This window comes from Allobosea sp. Root381, assembly GCF_001429395.1.
Taxonomy (GTDB): domain Bacteria; phylum Pseudomonadota; class Alphaproteobacteria; order Rhizobiales; family Beijerinckiaceae; genus Allobosea.
The window spans coordinates 68,594-87,985 of sequence record NZ_LMJT01000015.1 but is presented as its reverse complement, the minus strand read 5'-3'; the positions used below and the strand labels follow the sequence as shown (position 1 = coordinate 87,985).

12 protein-coding genes are annotated in these 19,392 nt (G+C 67.4%); 7 read left to right on the top strand and 5 right to left on the bottom strand.

Annotated features, from left to right (window positions below; genetic code table 11):
- Positions 1-5,033: 5,033 nt before the first annotated feature.
- The 3 genes from ASE63_RS14570 (at position 5,034) to ASE63_RS14560 (ending at position 8,904) form a co-directional block, all read left to right on the top strand.
- Positions 5,034-6,668 (top strand): ShlB/FhaC/HecB family hemolysin secretion/activation protein, encoded by a 1,635-nt coding sequence (locus tag ASE63_RS14570; RefSeq protein ID WP_056802282.1) that lies wholly within the window; start codon positions 5,034-5,036, stop codon positions 6,666-6,668.
- A gap of 23 nt (positions 6,669-6,691) precedes the next feature.
- A complete protein-coding gene (locus ASE63_RS14565; RefSeq protein ID WP_056802280.1) occupies positions 6,692-7,414 on the top strand; it encodes a SapC family protein in 723 nt (240 codons plus the stop codon).
- A gap of 233 nt (positions 7,415-7,647) precedes the next feature.
- Entirely contained in the window at positions 7,648-8,904 is a 1,257-nt protein-coding gene (locus ASE63_RS14560; RefSeq protein ID WP_056802277.1) for a 2-hydroxycarboxylate transporter family protein, read from the top strand.
- Positions 8,905-8,926: 22 nt separating this feature from the next.
- On the opposite strand, the gene ASE63_RS14555 is transcribed toward ASE63_RS14560, so the two are convergent.
- Complete coding sequence (locus tag ASE63_RS14555; protein WP_056802274.1) at positions 8,927-11,008, bottom strand: DUF4387 family protein; 2,082 nt, start codon at positions 11,006-11,008, stop codon at positions 8,927-8,929.
- Between the two features lie 122 nt (positions 11,009-11,130).
- Positions 11,131-12,063 carry a LysR substrate-binding domain-containing protein gene (locus ASE63_RS14550; protein WP_056802271.1) on the bottom strand — a complete coding sequence of 311 codons (933 nt, stop codon included), beginning with the start codon at positions 12,061-12,063 and terminating at the stop codon, positions 11,131-11,133.
- A gap of 168 nt (positions 12,064-12,231) precedes the next feature.
- Here ASE63_RS14550 and ASE63_RS14545 point away from each other — a divergent pair, with 168 nt between their 5' ends.
- Positions 12,232-13,731 carry a hypothetical protein gene (locus ASE63_RS14545; RefSeq protein WP_056802270.1) on the top strand — a complete coding sequence of 500 codons (1,500 nt, stop codon included), beginning with the start codon at positions 12,232-12,234 and terminating at the stop codon, positions 13,729-13,731.
- A gap of 20 nt (positions 13,732-13,751) precedes the next feature.
- On the opposite strand, the gene ASE63_RS14540 is transcribed toward ASE63_RS14545, so the two are convergent.
- From ASE63_RS14540 to ASE63_RS14530, 3 genes are all read right to left on the bottom strand, one after another.
- Complete coding sequence (locus ASE63_RS14540) at positions 13,752-13,994, bottom strand: acyl carrier protein (protein WP_056802267.1); 243 nt, start codon at positions 13,992-13,994, stop codon at positions 13,752-13,754.
- A 46-nt stretch (positions 13,995-14,040) separates the two neighbouring features.
- Entirely contained in the window at positions 14,041-15,609 is a 1,569-nt protein-coding gene (locus tag ASE63_RS14535) for an AMP-binding protein (RefSeq protein ID WP_056802265.1), read from the bottom strand.
- Positions 15,610-15,946: 337 nt separating this feature from the next.
- Positions 15,947-16,399: an Lrp/AsnC family transcriptional regulator gene (locus ASE63_RS14530; protein ID WP_056802263.1), complete on the bottom strand. Its 453-nt coding sequence runs from the start codon at positions 16,397-16,399 to the stop codon at positions 15,947-15,949.
- A gap of 149 nt (positions 16,400-16,548) precedes the next feature.
- On the opposite strand from ASE63_RS14530, the gene ASE63_RS14525 reads away from it, so the two are divergent.
- From ASE63_RS14525 to ASE63_RS14515, 3 genes are all read left to right on the top strand, one after another.
- Positions 16,549-17,625: an ornithine cyclodeaminase gene (locus ASE63_RS14525; protein WP_056802261.1), complete on the top strand. Its 1,077-nt coding sequence runs from the start codon at positions 16,549-16,551 to the stop codon at positions 17,623-17,625.
- On the top strand, positions 17,622-18,554 hold the full coding sequence (locus tag ASE63_RS14520; protein ID WP_056802259.1) for an arginine deiminase-related protein: 933 nt from the start codon (positions 17,622-17,624) through the stop codon (positions 18,552-18,554). Before ASE63_RS14525 ends, ASE63_RS14520 begins: the two co-directional genes overlap by 4 nt.
- A 182-nt stretch (positions 18,555-18,736) precedes the next feature.
- A complete protein-coding gene (locus ASE63_RS14515; RefSeq protein ID WP_056802257.1) occupies positions 18,737-19,369 on the top strand; it encodes a MarC family protein in 633 nt (210 codons plus the stop codon).
- The last annotated feature ends 23 nt before the right edge of the window (positions 19,370-19,392 follow it).

Sequence of the window (19,392 nt, the reverse complement as noted above, 5' to 3'; positions counted from 1 at the left end):
GGCTCGCTGATCGCCGGCGGTTCGGTCAACGCCACCACGTCAAGTGGCACGCTCGACATCGCCAACCTTGCGGTCGGTGCAAGCGCCGCCCTCTCGGCCTCCGGCGCCGTCACGCTCGGCGATGCCACGACCGCCGCAGGCAACCTCGCCGTCACCTCAATCACGGGCGGAATCACGGCGGCCACGCTGAGCGTCGCCGGGGATGCGAACCTGACCGCGGCTCACGCGATCTCGGTGACAAACGCCCTAACTGCCGGCGGCGCGGCGAACGTCACCGCCGCCAGCGGCACGCTTGGTATCGCCAGCCTTGAGGCCGGTGCAGGCTTCGCCCTCTCCGCATCCGGCACCGTCGTGCTCGGCGATGCCACCACCGCCGCAGGCGATCTCTCGATCACCTCGACCGGCGCCGACATCAGCGCGGCCACGCTGAACGTCGCCGGTACCGCGAACCTGACCGCCGCCACCGCGATCNCCGCAGGCGATCTCTCGATCACCTCGACCGGCGCCGACATCAGCGCGGCCACGCTGAACGTCGCCGGTACCGCGAACCTGACCGCCGCCACCGCGATCTTGGTCGCGAGCTCCCTGACCGCCGGCGGCGCGGTCAATGCCACCGCCACGAGCGGCGCGATCGATATTGGCAGCCTCCAGTCCGGTGCGAGTTCGATGCTCTCGGCGGGCGATACGATCACGCTCGGCAGCGCTGCCACAACCGCGGGCAATCTTGCCGTCACTTCGGCCAGGGGCATCATCGCCGCGGCCGTCAACGTCGCCGGCGGCGCGAACCTGACCGCCGCCAGCTTCGTCTCCGTATCGGCCTCGCTGATTGCCGGTGGCGCAGCCAACGTGATCGCCGCGAGCGGCACGCTTGGTATCGCCGGCCTCGTAGCCGGTGCAGGGTCCGCCCTCTCCGCATCCGGCGCGATCACCCTGGGCGATGCCACGACCACCGCTGGGTATCTCTCGATCACCTCGACCGGGGCCGGCATCAGCGCGGCCACGCTGAACGTCGCCGGTACCGCGAACCTGACCGCCGCCACCGCGATCTCGGTGACAAACGCCCTAACTGCCAGCGGCGCGGCGAACGCAACCGCCGCAAACGGCACGCTTGGTATCGCCAGCCTTGAGGCCGGTGCAGGCTCCGCCCTCTCCGCTTCCGGCACCGTCGTGCTCGGCGATGCCACCACCACCGCAGGCGATCTCTCGATCACCTCGACGGGCGCCAACATCAGCGCGGCCACGCTGAACGTCGCCGGTACCGCGAACCTGACCGCCGCCACCGCGATCTCGGTCTCGACCGCGCTGACCGCCGGCGGTGTGGCCAACGTAACCGCCACGAGCGGCACCCTCGACATTGCCAGTCTCAGGGCCGGTGCAGGCTCTGCCGTCTCCGGATCCGGCGTGGTCACGCTCGGCGATATCAAGACCACCGCGGGCAACCTTGCCGTCATTTCGACTGGCGCCGGCATAATCGCCGCAACCCTCGACGTCGCCGGCGATGCGGGCCTGACCGCCGCCACTGCGATCTCGGTCACGAGCTCCCTGACCGCCGGCGGCGCGGTCAATGCCACCGCCACGAGCGGCGCGATCGATATAGGCAGCCTCCAGTCCGGTGCGAGTTCGATGCTGTCGGCGGGCGATGCAATCACGCTCGGCAGCGCTGCCACGACCGCGGGTAATCTTGCCGTCACTTCGGCCAGGGGCATCATCGCCGCGGCCGTCAACGTCGCCGGCGGCGCAAACCTGACCGCCGCGAGCTTCGTCTCCGTATCGGGCTCGCTGATTGCCGGTGGCGCAGCCAACATGATCGCCACGAGCGGCACGCTCAGTATCACCAGCCTCGTAGCCGGTGCGAGCTCGACGCTCTCGGCCGGCGGTATGGTTACGCTCGACGATGCCACGACCACCGCTGGCGATCTCTCCATCGTCTCGACCGCGGCCAACATCACGGCGTCCGTGCTGAACGTTGCCGGTAATGCCGACTTGACGGCTGCCACGGCCATTTCCATCGCGACCTCACTGACAGCCGGCGGCGCGGCCAACGCCACCGCCACCGGCGGCCGCCTCGACATCGCCAGCCTCGTAGCCGGTGCGAGTTCGGCACTCTCGGCCGGCGGCGCGGTCACGCTCGGCAGCGCCGCCACCAACACGGGCAATCTTGCCGTCACCTCGACTGGCGCGGGCATCGCTGCTGCAACCCTTGATATTGCCGGCACAGCAAGCCTGAGAGCCGCGAGCGCGATCTCCGTCACGACCTCACTGATCGCGGGCAGTGCGGCCAACGCCACCGCGACTAGCGGCACCCTCGACATCGCCAACCTTGAGGCCGGCGCGAGTTCGACGCTGTCGGCCGGCGATGCGATCACGCTCGGCGGCGCCACCACCACCGCAGGCGATCTCTCGATCACTTCGACCGGAGGCAGCATCACCGCTGCGGCCCTCGACGTCGCCGGCAACGCTAACCTAACTGCCGCCACCGCGATTTCCGTCACGACCGCACTGACAACCGGGGACGCCGGCAATGTGACCGCCACCAGCGGCACCCTCAACATCGCCAGCCTTGAATTTGGTACGAATTCAAGGCTCTCGGCCGGCGATGCGATCACGCTCGGCGGCGCCACCACCACCGCCGGCGATCTCTCGATCACTTCGACCGGAGGCAGTATCACCGCTGCGACCCTCGACGTCGCCGGCAACGCTAACCTGACCGCGGCCACCTTCATCGCCCTTACCGGCTCGCTGATCGCCGGCGGTTCGGTCAACGCCACCACGTCAAGTGGCACGCTCGACATCGCCAACCTTGCGGTCGGTGCAAGCGCCGCCCTCTCGGCMGGCAACCTCGCCGTCACCTCAATCACGGGCGGAATCACGGCGGCCACGCTGAGCGTCGCCGGGGATGCGAACCTGACCGCGGCTCACGCGATCTCGGTCACGAATTCCCTGACTGCAGGCGGAGCAGCCACCGCCACCGGCAATACCCTGGGTATCGCCAACCTCCAGGCCGGTGCGAACTCCGCCCTCTCCGCCTCCGGCGCCATCATGCTCGGCGGTGCCACGACCGCCGCAGGCAACCTCGTCATCACCTCGAGTGGCGCCGGCATCAGTGCGACTTCGGTCGCAACCTCGGGCGACGCGACCGTGACGGCCGCGACCAGCATCGCGATCACGCATGCGCTGAGCGCCGGCGGCGCGACCGCCGTCGCGGCCAATGGCGGCATGCTGGCCATCGGCGGCCTCGACGCGGGGAGCAGGTCGGCCCTCTCGGCATCTGGCACCGTCACGCTCGGAGCCGCGACCATCAGAGCGGGTGGTCTCTCGGTCTCCTCCACGACCGGAGACGTGATTGCGACCGGGCTCTCGGCCGCGGCGGCGCTGCTGGTGAATGCAGCCGGAGCGATCGATGTCACGACGGTCACGGCCGGAACCAACGTCACCATCCAGGCCGGCGGCGCTGCTCGCTTCACCATGGCGGAAGCCCGCGACGGCACGCTCACGCTCTCCGTCGGCTCGGTCGAGGCGACCCGGCTGAGCGCCGGCGATGCCCTTACCCTCGCCGCCCACGGACCCGTCAGCCTCGGTTCGGCGACCGCCGGAGACGATCTCACGGTCCGCTCGGCAGCGGGGGAGATCGACATCGACACGGTGGCCGCCGGTCGAAGCGGCTTGGTCGAGGCGGGCGGCTTCGTCGTACTGGGCGACGTCACGACCGGCCAAGGGCTGGCGCTGATCTCCCACCATGCCGGCATCGCGGCGGATCGCCTCGACATCGCCGGCGATGCGGCTGTCTCGAGCTATGGCGCGGTGACCATCGCCTCGCTTGCAGCGCGCGGCGTCTCCGCGAGCGCCCCGACGGGGCCACTCGCCATCGCAGCGCTGGACGCCCGCGGTGATGCCGGCCTGCACTCCGGCGGCGACCAGACGCTCGGCACGGCGCGGATTTACGGCGCTGCCACGGCCAATTCCGGCGGCACGCTGCGCATCGGCAGTCTGACCGCAGGGGCAAGCGGTCTCCGGCTCGCCGCTGCGAATGGAGCGATCCTTGCCGAGACGCTCGATAGCGCCGGGGACGCGCGCCTTGTCGCGGGAAGCGTGACGCTGGCCCGGCTGAGGAGCGAGGGCCTGACCGAGATCGACGCTATCGGCGCGCTGAAGGTGACCGAGGCCTCCATCGGCGGCGATCTCGACCTGTTCTCGGCCCAGGCCGGAATCGATTTCGGTACGCTGACCTCGAACGGCTCGATGGCCCTCTCTACCGCGGGCTCGATCCGCGGCGAGCGCATCGCCGCGGCCGACATCATGACGCTGCTCGCGGGCATCAGCGGACAGGGCTCCATCGATATCGGCCATGGCGCGGCGCTGAGCGCCTCGATCAGCGCGCCCGACGAGGTCCGGCTCGGCCGCTTCGGCGCCGGCGCCAGCATCACGATCCTGGGCACGCGGATCGCCGCCGACATCGTCCAGCTCCCGAGCGGCGGCAGCCTGCCGCTGGCGCTCGACATCGGCGGCTCGCGCAGCGCCGTGGCCGAGAGCGTCGATCTCGCGATAGACGCTCCGCGCGTCCGGATCGGCAATTTCGCCGCGCGCGACAGCAGGCTCGCCACCACCGCGGCAACGTTCCATATCATCAGGGCCGATGTTCCCGGCGCCATGACGTTGCGCACGCCGATCATGACGATCTTCGCCAATAATCGCAGCCTCGCGCCGGTCAACGGCTACGACGCCCAGCTTTTCCCGAAGAGCCGCCCGTTCTATCTCACCGTCAACGGCGCCAGGCTGGCCACCGACGCCTTCATCATCGACTTCGATTCCGACGTGGTCGACATTCCGCCCAGCTTCGGCACCTCCCTGGTTCGCGACATGGCGCGGCTTGGAACCCTGCTGCCGAGCGGGCTTTCCCTCGGCGAGATCGCGCGGCGCTTCGTGCTGGGCGAGGACGGCCGCTGGCGGATTGCCGCGGACGCTCCCGCGACGACCGCCGCTGTCGGGCGGCCGTCGGGGCCGCTCGTCAATCTCGATGGCGTCGAGGGTCAGCCTTGAGCCAATCGAGTCTTGCTGCCGCCTGTCTGGCCCTGGGTCTCGCCGCCGGCTTCCTCGCCGGCCCGGCGCGGGCCCAGATCGTGTCGCAGACCATAGAGAACGAGGCCGAGCGGCAGCGGCTGGAGATCGAGCGCCAGACGGCACCGCAGCGCCAACGCGGCCCAGCCGTGGTCGCCCCGCCTGTGGGGCCGAGGCTGGAATTCCCCGCCGGCGGCGCCAGCGTCCTGCTGACCCGGATCGAGTTCAGCGAATCCCGTTTCCTGGATGCGGCCGAGCTCGATGCGATCCGGACCCGCCATGTCGGGCGCCGCGTCGACCTCGCCGGGATCGGGCAGATCGTGCAATCCGTCAACGATCTCTATGCCGAGAAGGGCCAGATCACCGCCAGCGCCGTGCTGCCACCGCAGAAGCTCGACGGTGGCGTTCTGAGGATCCAGCTGGTCGAAGGGCGCGTCGGCAAGGTCTCCGTCACCGGCGCTGTCCAGACATGGCCGTGGTATGCCCGCTCGCAGGTGCCGATCGCCGATGGCGAGGTCGTCGACGCGCCCGCCCTCAACCGCACCGTCTCGGTCTTCAACCGTATCAACGAGCTGCAGATCAGGGCCCAACTCGGCGCCGGCGCGAGCTTCGGGCTGACCGATGTCGATCTCGCGCTCACCGAGCCGCCGCGCAACGTCGTCCAGCTTTCGTACGACAATCAGGGCGTGCTCTCGACCGGGCGCTACCAGGGCATCCTGTTCCTGCGCCATCATAATCTTCTCGGCATCGACGACCGGCTCGTCCTCTACGGCTCGCGGGCACGGGGCAGCATTCTCGGCAGTGGCAGCTACACGCTTCCGGTCTCGGCCTGGGGCACGCGGCTCGGCGCGAGTTTCACCCGATCGGCCTATCGGATCGTCAATGGAGCCATCCGCGAATTGCGGCCGGACGGCATCTCCGAGAGCGCCTCGCTGACCCTGTCGCAGCCGATCTTCGCCACCGATACGGTCCTGCTGCAGGCCACCGGCGCGCTCGGCACCGGCCGTGGCCGCAGCAAGCAGCTCGACACTGCAACAGTCGACAGCAGCTATACCCGCGTGCAGGCGGGGCTCTCCCTGAACCTCACCCTGGCCGGCATCAACCACAGCTCGACGGCGAACTGGTCGCAGGTCGCGCGCGAGGACAAGCTTCTCGGGCAGAACCGCAACTACACCATCCTGACCGGCAACACCGCGTCGATCTGGCGCATCAACGAAAATGTTTACGGCTCGCTCGTCGGCGCCTGGCAATATACCGGCGAGAAGCAGCTGCCAGGCGACCAGATCTTCCAGATCGGCGGGCCGACGACAGTGCGCGGCTATCCGATCGGCGCCGCCTTCGGCGATTCAGGGTTCTACGGCCAGGCTGAGCTGCATTATCTTCTACCCGAGCCGCTGAATCAGCTTGAAGCTTTCGTCTTCCTCGACCATGGCATCACCTATCCGAGCGTCATCGACAGCATGCGCGCGACCTCCGTCGGAGCCGGCCTGATCTGGCGGCCGACCGACTGGGCTTCGTTCGAGGGTGGCATCGGGCGGCCGCTCGAGCGCGTCTCGGCGGCGCAGCGCGATGTCGAACTTTATTTCCGGCTCACCTTGCGCAAGAGCATCTGAGCTTACTTTGTCAGGACTGGATCATGGCCCCTCTTCCGCTCTTCTATTCCAGCATCGCCGTACTCGACCGGAACACGCACCGGCAGGCAAGGCTTGCGCCCACCAGCAAGCCTTACGCCTTTGCGGCCGGAGCCCATGTCCTGCCGGCGCTGTTGGCGGAATTCGCGCCCGGCTGCCGCGACATGCCGATCCTGTTCCTGGAGGAGCCGGGCAGCATCACGCCGCTCTTCATGGTTGGGATGCGCGCCGGCGAGGGCTGCTTCGTCGACGCCGACGGCCGCTGGCGTGGGCTGCATGCGCCGGCCTATCTGCGGCGCTACCCGTTCATCGGCGGCGATGTCTCGGCCGAGCAGCAGGTCATCTGCATCGATGGCGGCTTCGCCGGGCTCCAGGATGAGGAGGGCGAGCGTCTTTTCGGCGAGGATGGCGAACCCACCGAGGCACTGCGGAACATCATCGGCTTCGTCGCCGAATACGCGGAAGCCGCCAAGGCGACGACGGCCTTCACCGCCGCCCTCAAGGAACTCGACCTGTTCCAGTCGATCAATGTCGAGATCCGCGCGCCCGACGGCACGAGCTCGAACTTCTCCGGCTTCTCGGCGCTGAGCGCGGAGCGTCTCGACGCGCTGCCCGACGAGGCCTGGCTCGAGCTCAAGCGCAAGGGCTATGTGCTGCCGATCCACGCGCATCTGGTCAGCCTGGCGAACTTCGCCCGCCTCGGCGAGCTGGCGCGTCCGGCCGCCTGAGGAAGACGCCTGTTTGGCCGGGCGCTGAAACGCTCCCGGCAACACTGGCGCCCCGCCGCCGCGATCTTCGGCCGCGGCGCGGCCATCCCGCCGATAGCGCAGGCATCGAGCGCAGCGTCGTCCGGCGCTTGCGCTTGCAGCCCGCATAGCCTCACAAGGGATCGCCCGGGAGCTTCGCGCCCGAGACGCTGAAACCGCCTCGATCAATCTGGCGACGGACAGGAGGCAGCATCATGCGCGAGGTCGCGGCAGCCCGCATCGGCTCCGTTCCCTTGCCGCTCTATCTTGTGCTCGTCGTCGCCCTGGCGGGATCGCTTGCTGCCCCCGGTAAGGCGCCCCTGATCGGCGGCCTGCTGTTCCCGATCGTCGGCGGTATCGCACTTGGAGAGCTCGCCCGGCGCATCGCCTTCCTGCGGGCGACGGGCCTCGGGACGGCCTTGGCGATCCTGCTGCCGTCCTGGCTCGCCTGGACGCATGTCATCCCGGAAGGCAGCGCGGCCGCCCTGCGCGGAATGCTCGAAGCGATCGACGGCGTGCCGTTCTATGTGACCGTGCTCATCGCCGGGAGCGTCATGAGCGTCGATCGCGCCTCGCTCCCGTCCGGTGCCCTGCGCCTGCTCGTCCTGATGATGGTCGCGACCGTGGCGGCCGTGGCCTGCACCGCCGCATTCGCGCTGCTCCTCGGTCAATCCGTCGTAGAGACGCTGCTCCTCGTGGTCGCGCCGGTCATGTCCGGTGGCATCAGCGCCGGCGCGATCCCGCTTTCGCTCGGCTATGGCGAGGCTTTCGGGGTCGCGAAAGACGAATTGCTCGCGCGCATGATGCCGCCGCTGATCGTGGGGAACCTGCTCGCCATGCTGCTGGCCGGTGTCGTCGGCCGGAGACAACCGGAACCGCTGGCGGAATGTGGCGTGCAGCCAGCGCAGAGCTTGTTGCCGACGCGCGATGACGATGGCCGCTCTTCCGGTAATCTCGCGCTCGGGCTCGTCGCGCTCCTCGCGCTCCATCTCGCGGCCGGGCAGATCGGGTTGGCGGCCGACTGGCCGTCTCCCCTCGTCGTCCTGCTGCTCGCGACGGCCCTCCGCCTGGCGGATCCGTTGACCGGCCGCGCCAGGGCGGGCATCGTCGCCTTCTATCGTCTGGTCGTGCCGGTCCTGATCTATCCCGTCCTTTTCATCGCGGGCGCCTTGTTCACGCCCTGGGGCGCCTTCGTCGAAGGCCTCGCCCCGGCGAAGCTGCTCCCTGTCATCGCCGCCGTGGGCGGCCTTGCATTGGGCGGCGCGATCATGGCCCGCAGCCTGGGGTTTCCGGCGACCGACGCCACGATACTGGCCTTGACCCGGGCCGCCATGGGCGGGACCGGCACCGTCGCGGTCCTCACCGCAGGCCGTCGCCTGCAGCTGATGGCGCCGGCCCAGATCCTGACGCGGCTCGGCGGCGCAGCAATGCTGAGCGCAGCGCTGGCCGCCGCCGGTATGCTCAAGGGCTAGCTTAACCCCCGCTGAGCCGCGCTCAGAATGCCGATGCGCGTGCGAGCGCCGCCGCATGAATCGGGATGCTCAGGCTCTCGATCGCGGCCTGCTGCTGCGCGCCGAAGACGTCCCGCTCGTCGACCGAGGCGGAGATATTCGGGCGGTCGACGGAGAGCTTGATGGCGTTGCAGCTGTCGACGAAGAAGGTGCCGACCACCCGCTCGACCGGCAGGCCGAGGATGCGGGCGACATTTCCGCTGCTGAAGACGTTGGACCGCAGCGCGGCTTCATAGTTTTCGCCCGAGGTGAAGATGATGTCGAAGGTAAGCCGGTTGATGCCGGCGTCCTTGCTGCGGATCACGACCGCCATGTCGAGCAGCCGGTGCATTCCGACGATCCGCCCGGAAGGCGGCTCGTCCGCGATCAGCGAGAGCGTCCTGTCGTCGATGTCGCCGGTATAGCCGGTCTCGCCGATTTCGAAATAGCGGGCCCGGCCGGTCCCGGTCTGCGTCCAGTCGGCGCCGTCAGCGTCGAAATATGTGATCGGGAACATCACATCCTTGATGATCCGCTCGTTCTGCAGGAGGTGGTAGAGCGACCAGGCATAGGCGTCGGGCGCATCGAGGGCGAGAAGCGAGGAGGGCTTGAAGGCGACGAGCCCCGCGAGACGATCGATCTCCTCGCGATGAAGCGCATCGAGCTTCTGCGGGTCCTTGTCCACCGAGCGTAGCAGGATCACCGGCTTCAGCGCGTCGGCCTCGATGATCTCATGGCTCGCCTGCGCCAGCGCATCCGGAAACTCCTTCGCGATCAGCTCCAGCACCGCGGCCTTGATCGCGGGATAGTTGGCGAAGAATACCGGGTCGCGCGTGCCGCTCGGCACGATGGCGCCATAGCTGCCGTCCTCGCGCCGGAAGCTGACGAGGTTCGGCGAGAGCGGATAGGCGATGTTGCCGGCAGTCGCCTTGCGGCCGGGGTAGCCGTAATGGATCAGGTAATGCGTCAGCAGGCTCGCCAAGAGCACCGCGGCCTCCTGCGTCGCCGCGCGGGTCTCGACGATGAGGCCGAGCTCACGCTCCTCGCCGGAAACGGGGCGCGCCTGCACGCCGTTGCGGCCATAGACCAGCACGTCCTCCGGCACCTTCGGCAACTCAGATGGGTCGATGTGGATCAGCGAGACCTTGCGGCTGCCGAGATGGCGCGCGCCCTCCAGCTTGATGCTCCAGGGCCAGGGCTTGCCCGCGCGCACGAAGCGGCTGCCGCGGATGCCGGCCGTGCGGGCGTCCCGGGAAAAGAACTGGGTCTTCTCCATGGCCAGCACGCCCTCCGGGTAGAACTGCAGCTGAGGGTGGCTTTCCTCGTAGAGCGAATGCGCGGCGATCGAGTAGGCCGTGCAGCGCCGCGTCGCATTCGGCGCGACGAAGAGCGCCGTTCCGTCGTCGTAAATCTCGGCGACGAGGCAATCGGACGGCGAGCCGGGATCGCAGGCGAGCGCGCCGCATTCGAGCACATGCCCGACATGATAGGCGAGGCCGGCGTCGATACCGCGCCGGATCATGTCGGAGGCGAAGAGGGCTACGTCGCAGGAGCGGCTGGCCAGGATGTATTGCGCGCCGTCTTCGAGGGCGGTCATCAGCGGATGGATGCCCATCTGGCCGACGATCGTGCTGTCGCGCAATGTCTCCTCGCTGAGGTCCGGCCCGACGCCCGTGGGCCGCAGCGCGCCCTTGCGGAACTCGGCGATGATGAGCTCGGGATCGATCTCCGCATCGATGGTGGCGACCTTCGCGTCGGTGACACCGAGCTCGGCGAAGACCTCCTTCGCAATGCCGATCATCAGATCGAGATTGCGGGCGCCGCCGGCCATGCCGCTGCTGCCGAGGATGACCGGGCAGCCCAGGCTTCGGCCGGCCTCGACCATGTGGCGGTAATCGAGCTTCACCGCCTCTCGCTCGAAATACTCGCTGCCGGTGCCGAGATAATAGGGGCCGGCATCCATCGATCCGCCATCGGAGACGATCGCGTCGACACGGCCCTGCAGGGCGGCTTCCAGCGATTCCTTCGGGTATCCGTATCCGAGTGCGCCACAGGCTGAGACGACGCGATAGATCAGGTTCGGCATGACGGGGTCCTGCTGCTGGGGAGCTGGCCTTTTGGTCCAGCGCCTTTGAAAAGGCGGCCAAACCATGGTCGAACGCGGATCGGAGGAAAAATACTGCTTCGATATGCAGCTATCGGTTCCGGCTATGGCTCGCCACCCAGCCTTTCCGCTCCCGGCGGGAAGGCTGCGTTCAACCCCTCGGCGACATGGCGGGCGACCAGATCGCGGACCGCCTCGCCGGCATGGGTCAAGGTGTGGTCGCTGGACGAGATGATCGAGGCCGTCAGGAAGAGCGGTGGGTCCAGGGCCAGCGCCCGTCCCAGGCCCGCGCCTTCGCGCTCGGAAAACTCGCCCTTCGGGACGATGGCCGCGCCTATCCCCGCGCGAACGGCAGACAGCATGCTGGAAAACTGGTCCGCCTCGGCGACGATGTTCGGCACCAGCCCCGCCGAGGCGAAGGCGCAGTTGAGCAGGCGCCGCGTGACATTCGGCTGGTCAGGCAGAATCAGCGGCAGACGGGCCAGCTGCGCGAGGGTCACCGCGCCGACATGGTCCGGCGGGAGCACCGAACCGACGACGTAGAGGCGCTGGCGAAACAGCGGCCTGCGCGCGAAGATCGGCACCAGTTCGTCCTCGAAGACGAGGGCGAGGTCGAGCAGATTGGCTGCGACTTTCGCCTTGATGCTCTCGCTGTCGGCTACGGAGAATTTGAGGGTCACCTGCGGCAATTCCGAGCGGCAATTCTCGATCAGCGAGCCAGCCAGCCCTGCCGCCAGGGTCGATGACATCCCCAGCGCCACCATGCCGGTGACCTCGCCGACGCTGGACCGAACGATGCCCGGCAGCCGTTCCATCAAACGCAGGATCGACGACGCTTCCCGGTAAAGCACTTCGCCGGCGGCCGTCGGGAGCACGCCGCGAGCGCTCCGCTGCAGCAGGCTGACGCCGAGCTTCTCTTCGAGTTCGGCGATCTGCTGGCTGAGGGCCGGCTGCGCGACATGGATGAGCGTGGCCGCGCGCGAGAAGCTGCCGGCATCGACGATATTCACGAAATAGCGCAGGTGACGCAGCTGCACGGCGCTCTACACCAGCCAAGATCCCGCTCTCCTTAGCGGGAGGAGATGATCTCGGCAAAATATTTCAAGCCCTGCGGTAATCCGCCGGGCGGCAGTGTCTTAAGAAAGATGCGTTAGCTGATGTGCTGATCCTCTTGCCGGAACTCAGCCGATGCCAACCGCTGCGTCATGAATACCCGCTCACAGCAAGACACCGCCGGCGGCCGGCCCCTGACGATCCTCGCAACGCTGGCAGCCTGGAGACGAGGCTGGCTCGGGATCGACGCGAACGTGCGGGCACTGGCCTTCGTGCAGACGCCTGCGGGCATCCTCGCCATCCATGCGGCGTTCGTCGGCGCACTCCTGTCCAGCCTGCAGCTGTCCCTGGCGGGTGTCGCGCTGATCACGCTGACGCTCGCAGCCTGTGCACTCCTGCCCCTCCGGCGCCTGCCGATCATCGCGTTCTCGGGCATAGCCTATGTCATCCTGCGGCCGTTCCGGACCGAGGATCAGCGTGACTTCGTCGCCCGCCTGCGCGACGCCACGCCCGAGCTGGTCGAGCTTCCGGTGGCGGCCATCCAGATCCCGGCCGCAGGCTGGTTCCTGGTTCTGACGGGTCTCGCGCTCGCCGCCCATCGGCGCTGGCGCTCGACCCTGTTCGGGCGCCGCCCGGTCCTCGGCCAGTTCGGCGTGCTTGCGATCCTGCTCGCGGTGGGCCTGGGCCTCGACGAAGGAACGGTCGAGCACACGGCCCTCTGGACCCTGATCACGATCTATACGGCATCGTTCTTCTTCCTGGCCTATGCTTTCGCCGACCAGCGCGGCAAGGACCAGACGCCGGCGCTGCTGCGGCTGGGCTTCGTCAGGCCGTATTGGGGTGGGCCGTCGATCCCGTTCAAGGGCCTGACCTATCTCAAGACCTTCGACGCGAAGACCCCCGAGGAGCTCGCCGCGACGCGGCTCAAGGCGCTGAAGCTCATCGTCTGGGCCGTGATCCTGGCCTGGCTGCACAGCCTTGCGTCGCGGACCTTCTACGAGGTCGCCGATTTCCCGACGCTGAACGAGGCGGTCAGCCTGACGGCCGCCGGCACGCCGCCGTCGCTCACGGCGAGCTGGGGGGTCGTGGCCAAGAACTTCGTGCTGACGCTGCTCTCGGTAGCGGCCTTCTGGCATGCGCTCGTCGCGGTGATCCGGATGAGCGGCTATCGCATCCCGCGTAACATGGCCCGGCCGCTGACGGCCCGGACCATCGCCGAGTTCTGGAACCGGTATCTCTTCTACTTCAAGGAGGTGCTGGTCGACTTCTTCTTCTACCCCGCCTTCGCGCGCTGGTTCAAAGCGCATCCAAGGCTGCGGATCGCCTGCGCCACCTTCTGCGCGGCCTGCATCGGAAACCTCTTGTTCTCGCTGATTGCGCAGGCCCATCTCGTAGCCGAGCATGGGCTGGTCGCCACGCTGCTGCGCTTCGAATCCTACGCGTTCTACGCCTTCGTTCTGGCGGCGGCGCTCGTCGCCTCGCAGCTGCGCCGGCGCAAGCCGCGGCCCGAGGACGGGTTCTGGCGCTACGAGGTGCTGCCGCGCGTCGGCGTCATCGGCTTCTTCTGCCTCATCCAGATCTTCGCCGACGAGAGTGGCCATCTCGGGCTTGCCGAGCGGCTCGGCTTCTTCCTGCACTTGTTCGGCGCCTGACCGCGCTGGCGAGCACGCCGTCAGGCCGGCTGCGCGACCAGCGCCTCGATCTCGGCCAGCGTATCCAGCCGGGTGATATCGAAATCGGCATCGGTCAGGTCGATGCCGTGATCGCGCTCGAGCAGCATCATCACCTCCGTCGCCGCGAGCGAGTCGAGCTTGCCGCTGAAGAACAGCGAGTCATGGTCGCCGATCGGGCCGACATGACCGCGCTCCGTCAGCATTTTGAGGATGGTGGCGCGGATCGCGGCGCTGGCGGTCATGTCTATCTCCTTCGCGGGGATGTTTCGAACACTCGAGCCGGGCAGGCTATCCGCCGACGGCGCCTGTCTCCAGCAGCGCGAGCAGGGCGCGGCGGTCGATCTTGCCGTTGACGTTCTGCGGCATGGCGTCGAGCTCGTGGATGACGGTCGGCGCCATGTAGCGCGGCAGCCCGGTCAGCAGGCGTTCGCCGATCGCGGCAGGCGGATGCGCATTGCCGACGACGAAACTCACCAGCCCCTCGGCCGAGCCATGCCTGACCGGCCAGGCCACGGTTGCCGCCAGCTCGGTGCCGGCGGCCCGGCGCAGATGTGCGTCGACCTCCTCGAGCTCGATGCGGTTGCCCTTGACCTTCACCTGGTTGTCGACACGGCCGAGATGGTGGAACACGCCGTTCCCGTCCCGGCTGCCGAGATCGCCGGTCAGGTACCAGCGCTTGCCGTCGATCATGCGGAAGCGGTCGGCGGTCAATTCGGACTGCCCGAGATAGCCGATGCCAAGTTGGGGGCCCGCCAGCGCGATCTCGCCCGGCGTTCCCTCGGGCACGGGCTGCTGGCGCTCGTCGAGAATCGCGACCTCCATCGTCGCGTAAGGCGTGCCGATCGCGATGATGTCGCGACCCGGCGTCGTGACAGGCGGATCGCTCAGGCGCTGGCGCAGGCCGATGACGGTGCATTCGGTCGGGCCGTAGATGTTCTCGACGACGCTATTGGGCGCCGCCGCGGCCCAGGCCTGCACCGCCTCGACCGGCAGCGGCTCCCCGCAGAAGATCGAGAGCCGCAGGGACGGGAAGATGCCGGGCTTGAGCTGGCCCGAGCGCCGCATCAGCCCGATTACCGTCGGCACCGACATCCAGACCGTCAGCTCATGCGCCCGGATGAAGCGGGCCGGCGCCATCAGCTCGAGCTGCGACAGCACATGCAGCGCGGCCCCCGCATCGAGGCAGAGGAAGAGATTATGGACCGTGAGGTCGAATGAGACATCGCAGGCCTCGCCGATCCTGTCGGCGGGGGTATAGTTCGTCCACCCCCTGCTCTGCTCGATATAATGGGCCAGCGAGCCGGCCGAGATCATCACGCCCTTGGGCAGCCCGGTCGTGCCGGAGGTGAAGATGACGTAGCCGAGCGCCTCGGCCTCGACGGGCGCAGGCTCCGCCATCGGGGGGGCGCTCAGGGCCTCGCGCGCGACCAGTTGCTGCCCCGGCCGTGCGGGTGCCAGCGCACAGGCTTTCGGCGTCACGACGAGATCGGGCGCGGCAGCCAGGACATCGGGCGTGAGCAGCTCGGCGCCGTTCGCATCGGTGACGAGCGCGTCGAGGTCCAGCAGCGTCATCAGCGCAACAAGGCGCTCCGGCGGCCACTTCAGATTGAGCGGCACATAGGCGAAGCCCGCCCAGCAGGCGCCGAGAATTCCGACATAGGCCTCATGGCTGCGGGTCCCGAGCACGCCGATGCGCGCCGAGCGGTGGAACGGCAGGACGGCTCCCGCCAGCTTAGATGCCGCCGCCGCGAGCTCACCGTAAGTGTAGCGCGCGCCATCGACTTCAATGGCTGTGGCCGTGTTCGCATCTCCGGCACGAAGCGCGAGAGCCGAAGCCAGATTGAAGTTTCGTTTCATCCTCGCGCCCCTCCCGCTGACGAGGAGTTATTACTACATTTGCGGCACCCGTGCGCGGGAACGAAAAGAACTTCACTATTATGACTAATTCGATCGATCAGCCTGACGCAGAAGCGGCTGATCTGGAGAGCATCTCAACCCTGGCCGATCCGGCGGGGACCGTGGAGTTTCGGGCTTCCAGAGCGTTTGCCCAATCAGACTGGATCAACCCGTTGCCGTCATTGCGAGTGCAGCGAAGCAATCCAGGGACGTCGAGCGCTGCCGCTACTGGACTGCTCCGTCGCTGACGCTCCTCGCGATGACGGGAGCAAGGTTTCAACGCGATCAAGAAATGCCTCTAGCTGGTGACCGAACTCAGGAACAGGCTTGTCTCGCTGTTCAACACGCCGTCGATCATCCGGATCTCGCGCAAGACCTGATCGAAATGCGCCAGGCTCTCGGCCCGGATCTCTGCGATCAGGTCCCAGCCGCCATTGGTGGTGTGCAGCGCCACGATCTCGGGCAGGCCGCGCATTCTGCTGATCACCTGTGAGGTCGATTTTCCGACCACCTCGATCAGCATGATCGCGCGCAGGCCACCGCCCTCGTAATCCTCCCGCACGCGCACCGTGAAACCGAGCACCGCGCCCGACGCCAGCAGCCGGTCCAGCCGGTTTTGCACGGTCCCCCGCGATACGCCGAAGGCATCGGCCAGTTTCGACAGCGGCGCGCGGCCATCCGCGCGGAGGAAGCTGATCAGCTTGCGGTCCAGATCGTCGAACACGAACTTGGCGGGGTTCTGCTTGGCCATGGAAAACTCTGACGACTTGCACAATTTGACTGCCGATATTGATAAGCGGCCTGTCATAATGTGCAAGATTCTGGCATATCGCCTGAAATCGTCAGCGCTATCATAGGGTAACTCGCTCCGATGAGCCCGTTTCCCAGCCGAGTGCTCCCATGACGAACCCGCCCCCGTCCGCCCGAGCCTGCATCCCGTTCGTGAGCGTCGAGAACATGGTGCGGCTGACCGCGGCGATAGGCCTACCGCGCGTCCTGACCGAACTCGCCGCTTATATCGAGGCGGATTTCCTGCGTTGGGAAAGCTTCGAGAAGACGCCCCGGCTGGCCTCGCATTCGCCGGAAGGCGTGATCGAGCTGATGCCAACCTCCGACCACGTGAACTACGCCTTCAAATATGTGAACGGCCATCCGAGCAATCTGAAGCGGAGCCTGCAGACGGTCGTCGCCTTCGGCGTGTTCTCGGATGTGCGGACGGGCTATCCCCTGCTCATGGCCGAGATGACGCTGCTGACGGCCATGCGCACGGCGGCGACCTCGGCGCTGGTGGCGCGGCGTCTCGCGCCGGCAAAGTCCCGCGTCCTCGCGCTCATCGGCAATGGTGCGCAATCCGAGTTCCAGACCATCGCCATGCAGACGATCTGCGGGATCGAGGAGGTCCGGCTCTACGACATAGACCCGTCCGCGACGCGGAAGGCGGCCCGGAACCTGGCCGGGACGGGACTGAAGATCATCAGCTGCGCAACAGCGGAAGACGCGATCCTGGGCGCGCAGATCATCACCACCTGCACCGCCGACAAGCAGAACGCCACGATCCTCACCGACAACATGATCGGCGCCGGCGTGCATATCAACGCAATCGGCGGGGACTGCCCGGGCAAGACCGAGTTGCACAGCGACATCCTGAAGCGTTCGGACGTCTTCGTCGAGTTTCCGCCGCAGGCGCGGATCGAGGGCGAGATCCAGCAGATGCCCGCCGACTTTCCGGTGACCGAGTTCTGGGAGGTGCTCGCCGGCCGGAAACCCGGCCGCAAATCCGAAAGCCAGATCACCCTGTTCGACAGCGTCGGCTTTGCCATCGAGGACTTCAGCGCCTTGCGCTATCTCCGCGACAAGCTGGAGGGCACCGACTTCCTGCAATATCTCGACATCCTGGCCGACCCCGACGACACGCGCGACCTCTACGGCATGTGGACCCGCATCGCGGCGGCAACCGCGGAGCGCGCAGTCCGATGAAAGCGATCCGTCCGTCCGTCCAGGCGCCCGCGGATGTGGTGATGATCCGGCCGCATCACTTCACGGTGAATACCGAGACCGCCCTGGACAACCGATTCCAGCAGATTGCCGACGCTCGCGAGGACCTGTCGCGCGCGGCTTTCGACGAGATCACGCGCGCCGTCGAGACGCTGCGCGGCCATGGCGTTCGGGTGCTTCTGTTCGAGGATCGCGGCACGCAGACGCCGGATTCGGTCTTCCCGAACAACTGGTTCTCGACCCATGCCGGGGGCCACGTCGCGATCTATCCGATGAAGACCGCGAGCCGGCGCCGCGAGCGGCGGGCGGACGTCATCGAGATGCTCAAGGCCGAGTACCGCGTCCAGGACGTGATCGACTACTCCGGCCTGGAGCCCGACGGGCTGTTCCTGGAAGGCACCGGCGCCATGGTGCTGGACCATATCGACCGCGTCGCCTACGCGGTCCAGTCAGAACGGACCAATCCGATCGCGCTCGAGCGCTTCTGCACGCATTTCAACTTCGAGCCGATGGTCTTCGCTGCGACCGACCGCGACGGCGTGCCGATCTACCACACCAATGTCCTGATGTGCATCGGCACCGACCACGCGCTGGTCGGCCTTTCGCTGATCAGCGACCCGGCGCGACGCGCGGAGATCGTGGCGCGCCTTCAGGATTCAGGCCGGTCCGTAATCACGCTCAGCGAAGACCAGATCGCTCAGTTCGCTGGCAATGCGCTGGAACTGCGCTCGGGCACCGGAAACATCCTGGTGATGTCGACGACCGCCCGCGCCAGCCTGGACCCTCGCCAGCTTGCTTTGATCGAGCAGTCGACGCCGATCGTGGCGCTGGAGATCCCGACCATCGAGCGCGCCGGCGGCTCGGTCAGATGCACCATCGCCGGGCTTCATCTCTCCCGGCGAAAGCCTTAGGGCGACGCGCATTCCGAAGAATAAGCATCGATCAATTTCCTTACGTTAGCATCGGGTTCACCCAGAACGTGCATTCCACCGTTCGGCCCGCTGCTCCGACAGAGTAGCGGATGCCCCGAATTCGTAGACGGATGTGACCGAAGAGCCGGCCGCGGGTCCGGCCTCTGCCATGTGAGGTTCAGGTGCTCGACGACTATAATCTCTTCATCACGCAGTTCGTCATTCTGATCGCGATGCTCGATCCGCCCAGCCACCTGTCGCTGTTCCTGGGTCTGACAAACAATCTGAGCGCGGCCGAGCGCAAGCGGGCCGCCTGCTTCAGCGTGGTGATCGCCTTCGGCATCCTGACGGCCTTCGCCTTGATCGGGCCCTTCCTGCTGCGTGCGATGGGAATATCGCTGCTCTCCTTCCAGATCGCCGGCGGAACCATCATCTTCCTCTACGCGCTGAAGATGGTGCTCGAGGAACCGGCGCCGGCAGGCGTCGAGGCCGAGACGACGGAGAGCGGGATGACCATCGCGATCTATCCGCTCGCCGTGCCGATCATCGCCGGCCCGGGTTCGATGCTGACCATGCTGCTTCTGGTCGACAACAACCGCTACACCGTCTTTCAGCAGGGCCTGACGATCCTCGCTTTGGCCGCCGTGCTCACCGTGCTGGGGACCGTGTTCCTGATGGGCGAGCACTTGCGCAAGGTGCTCGGCGCGAACGGCACGAATGTGATCCGCCGGCTGATGGGGCTCCTGCTCGCGGCGCTCGCCGTCAACATGGTGCTCAGCGCGCTGGCGCTCTGGCTCAAGCTGCCGAGTATCTAAGCCTGTAAGCGGGGCGATCCCGC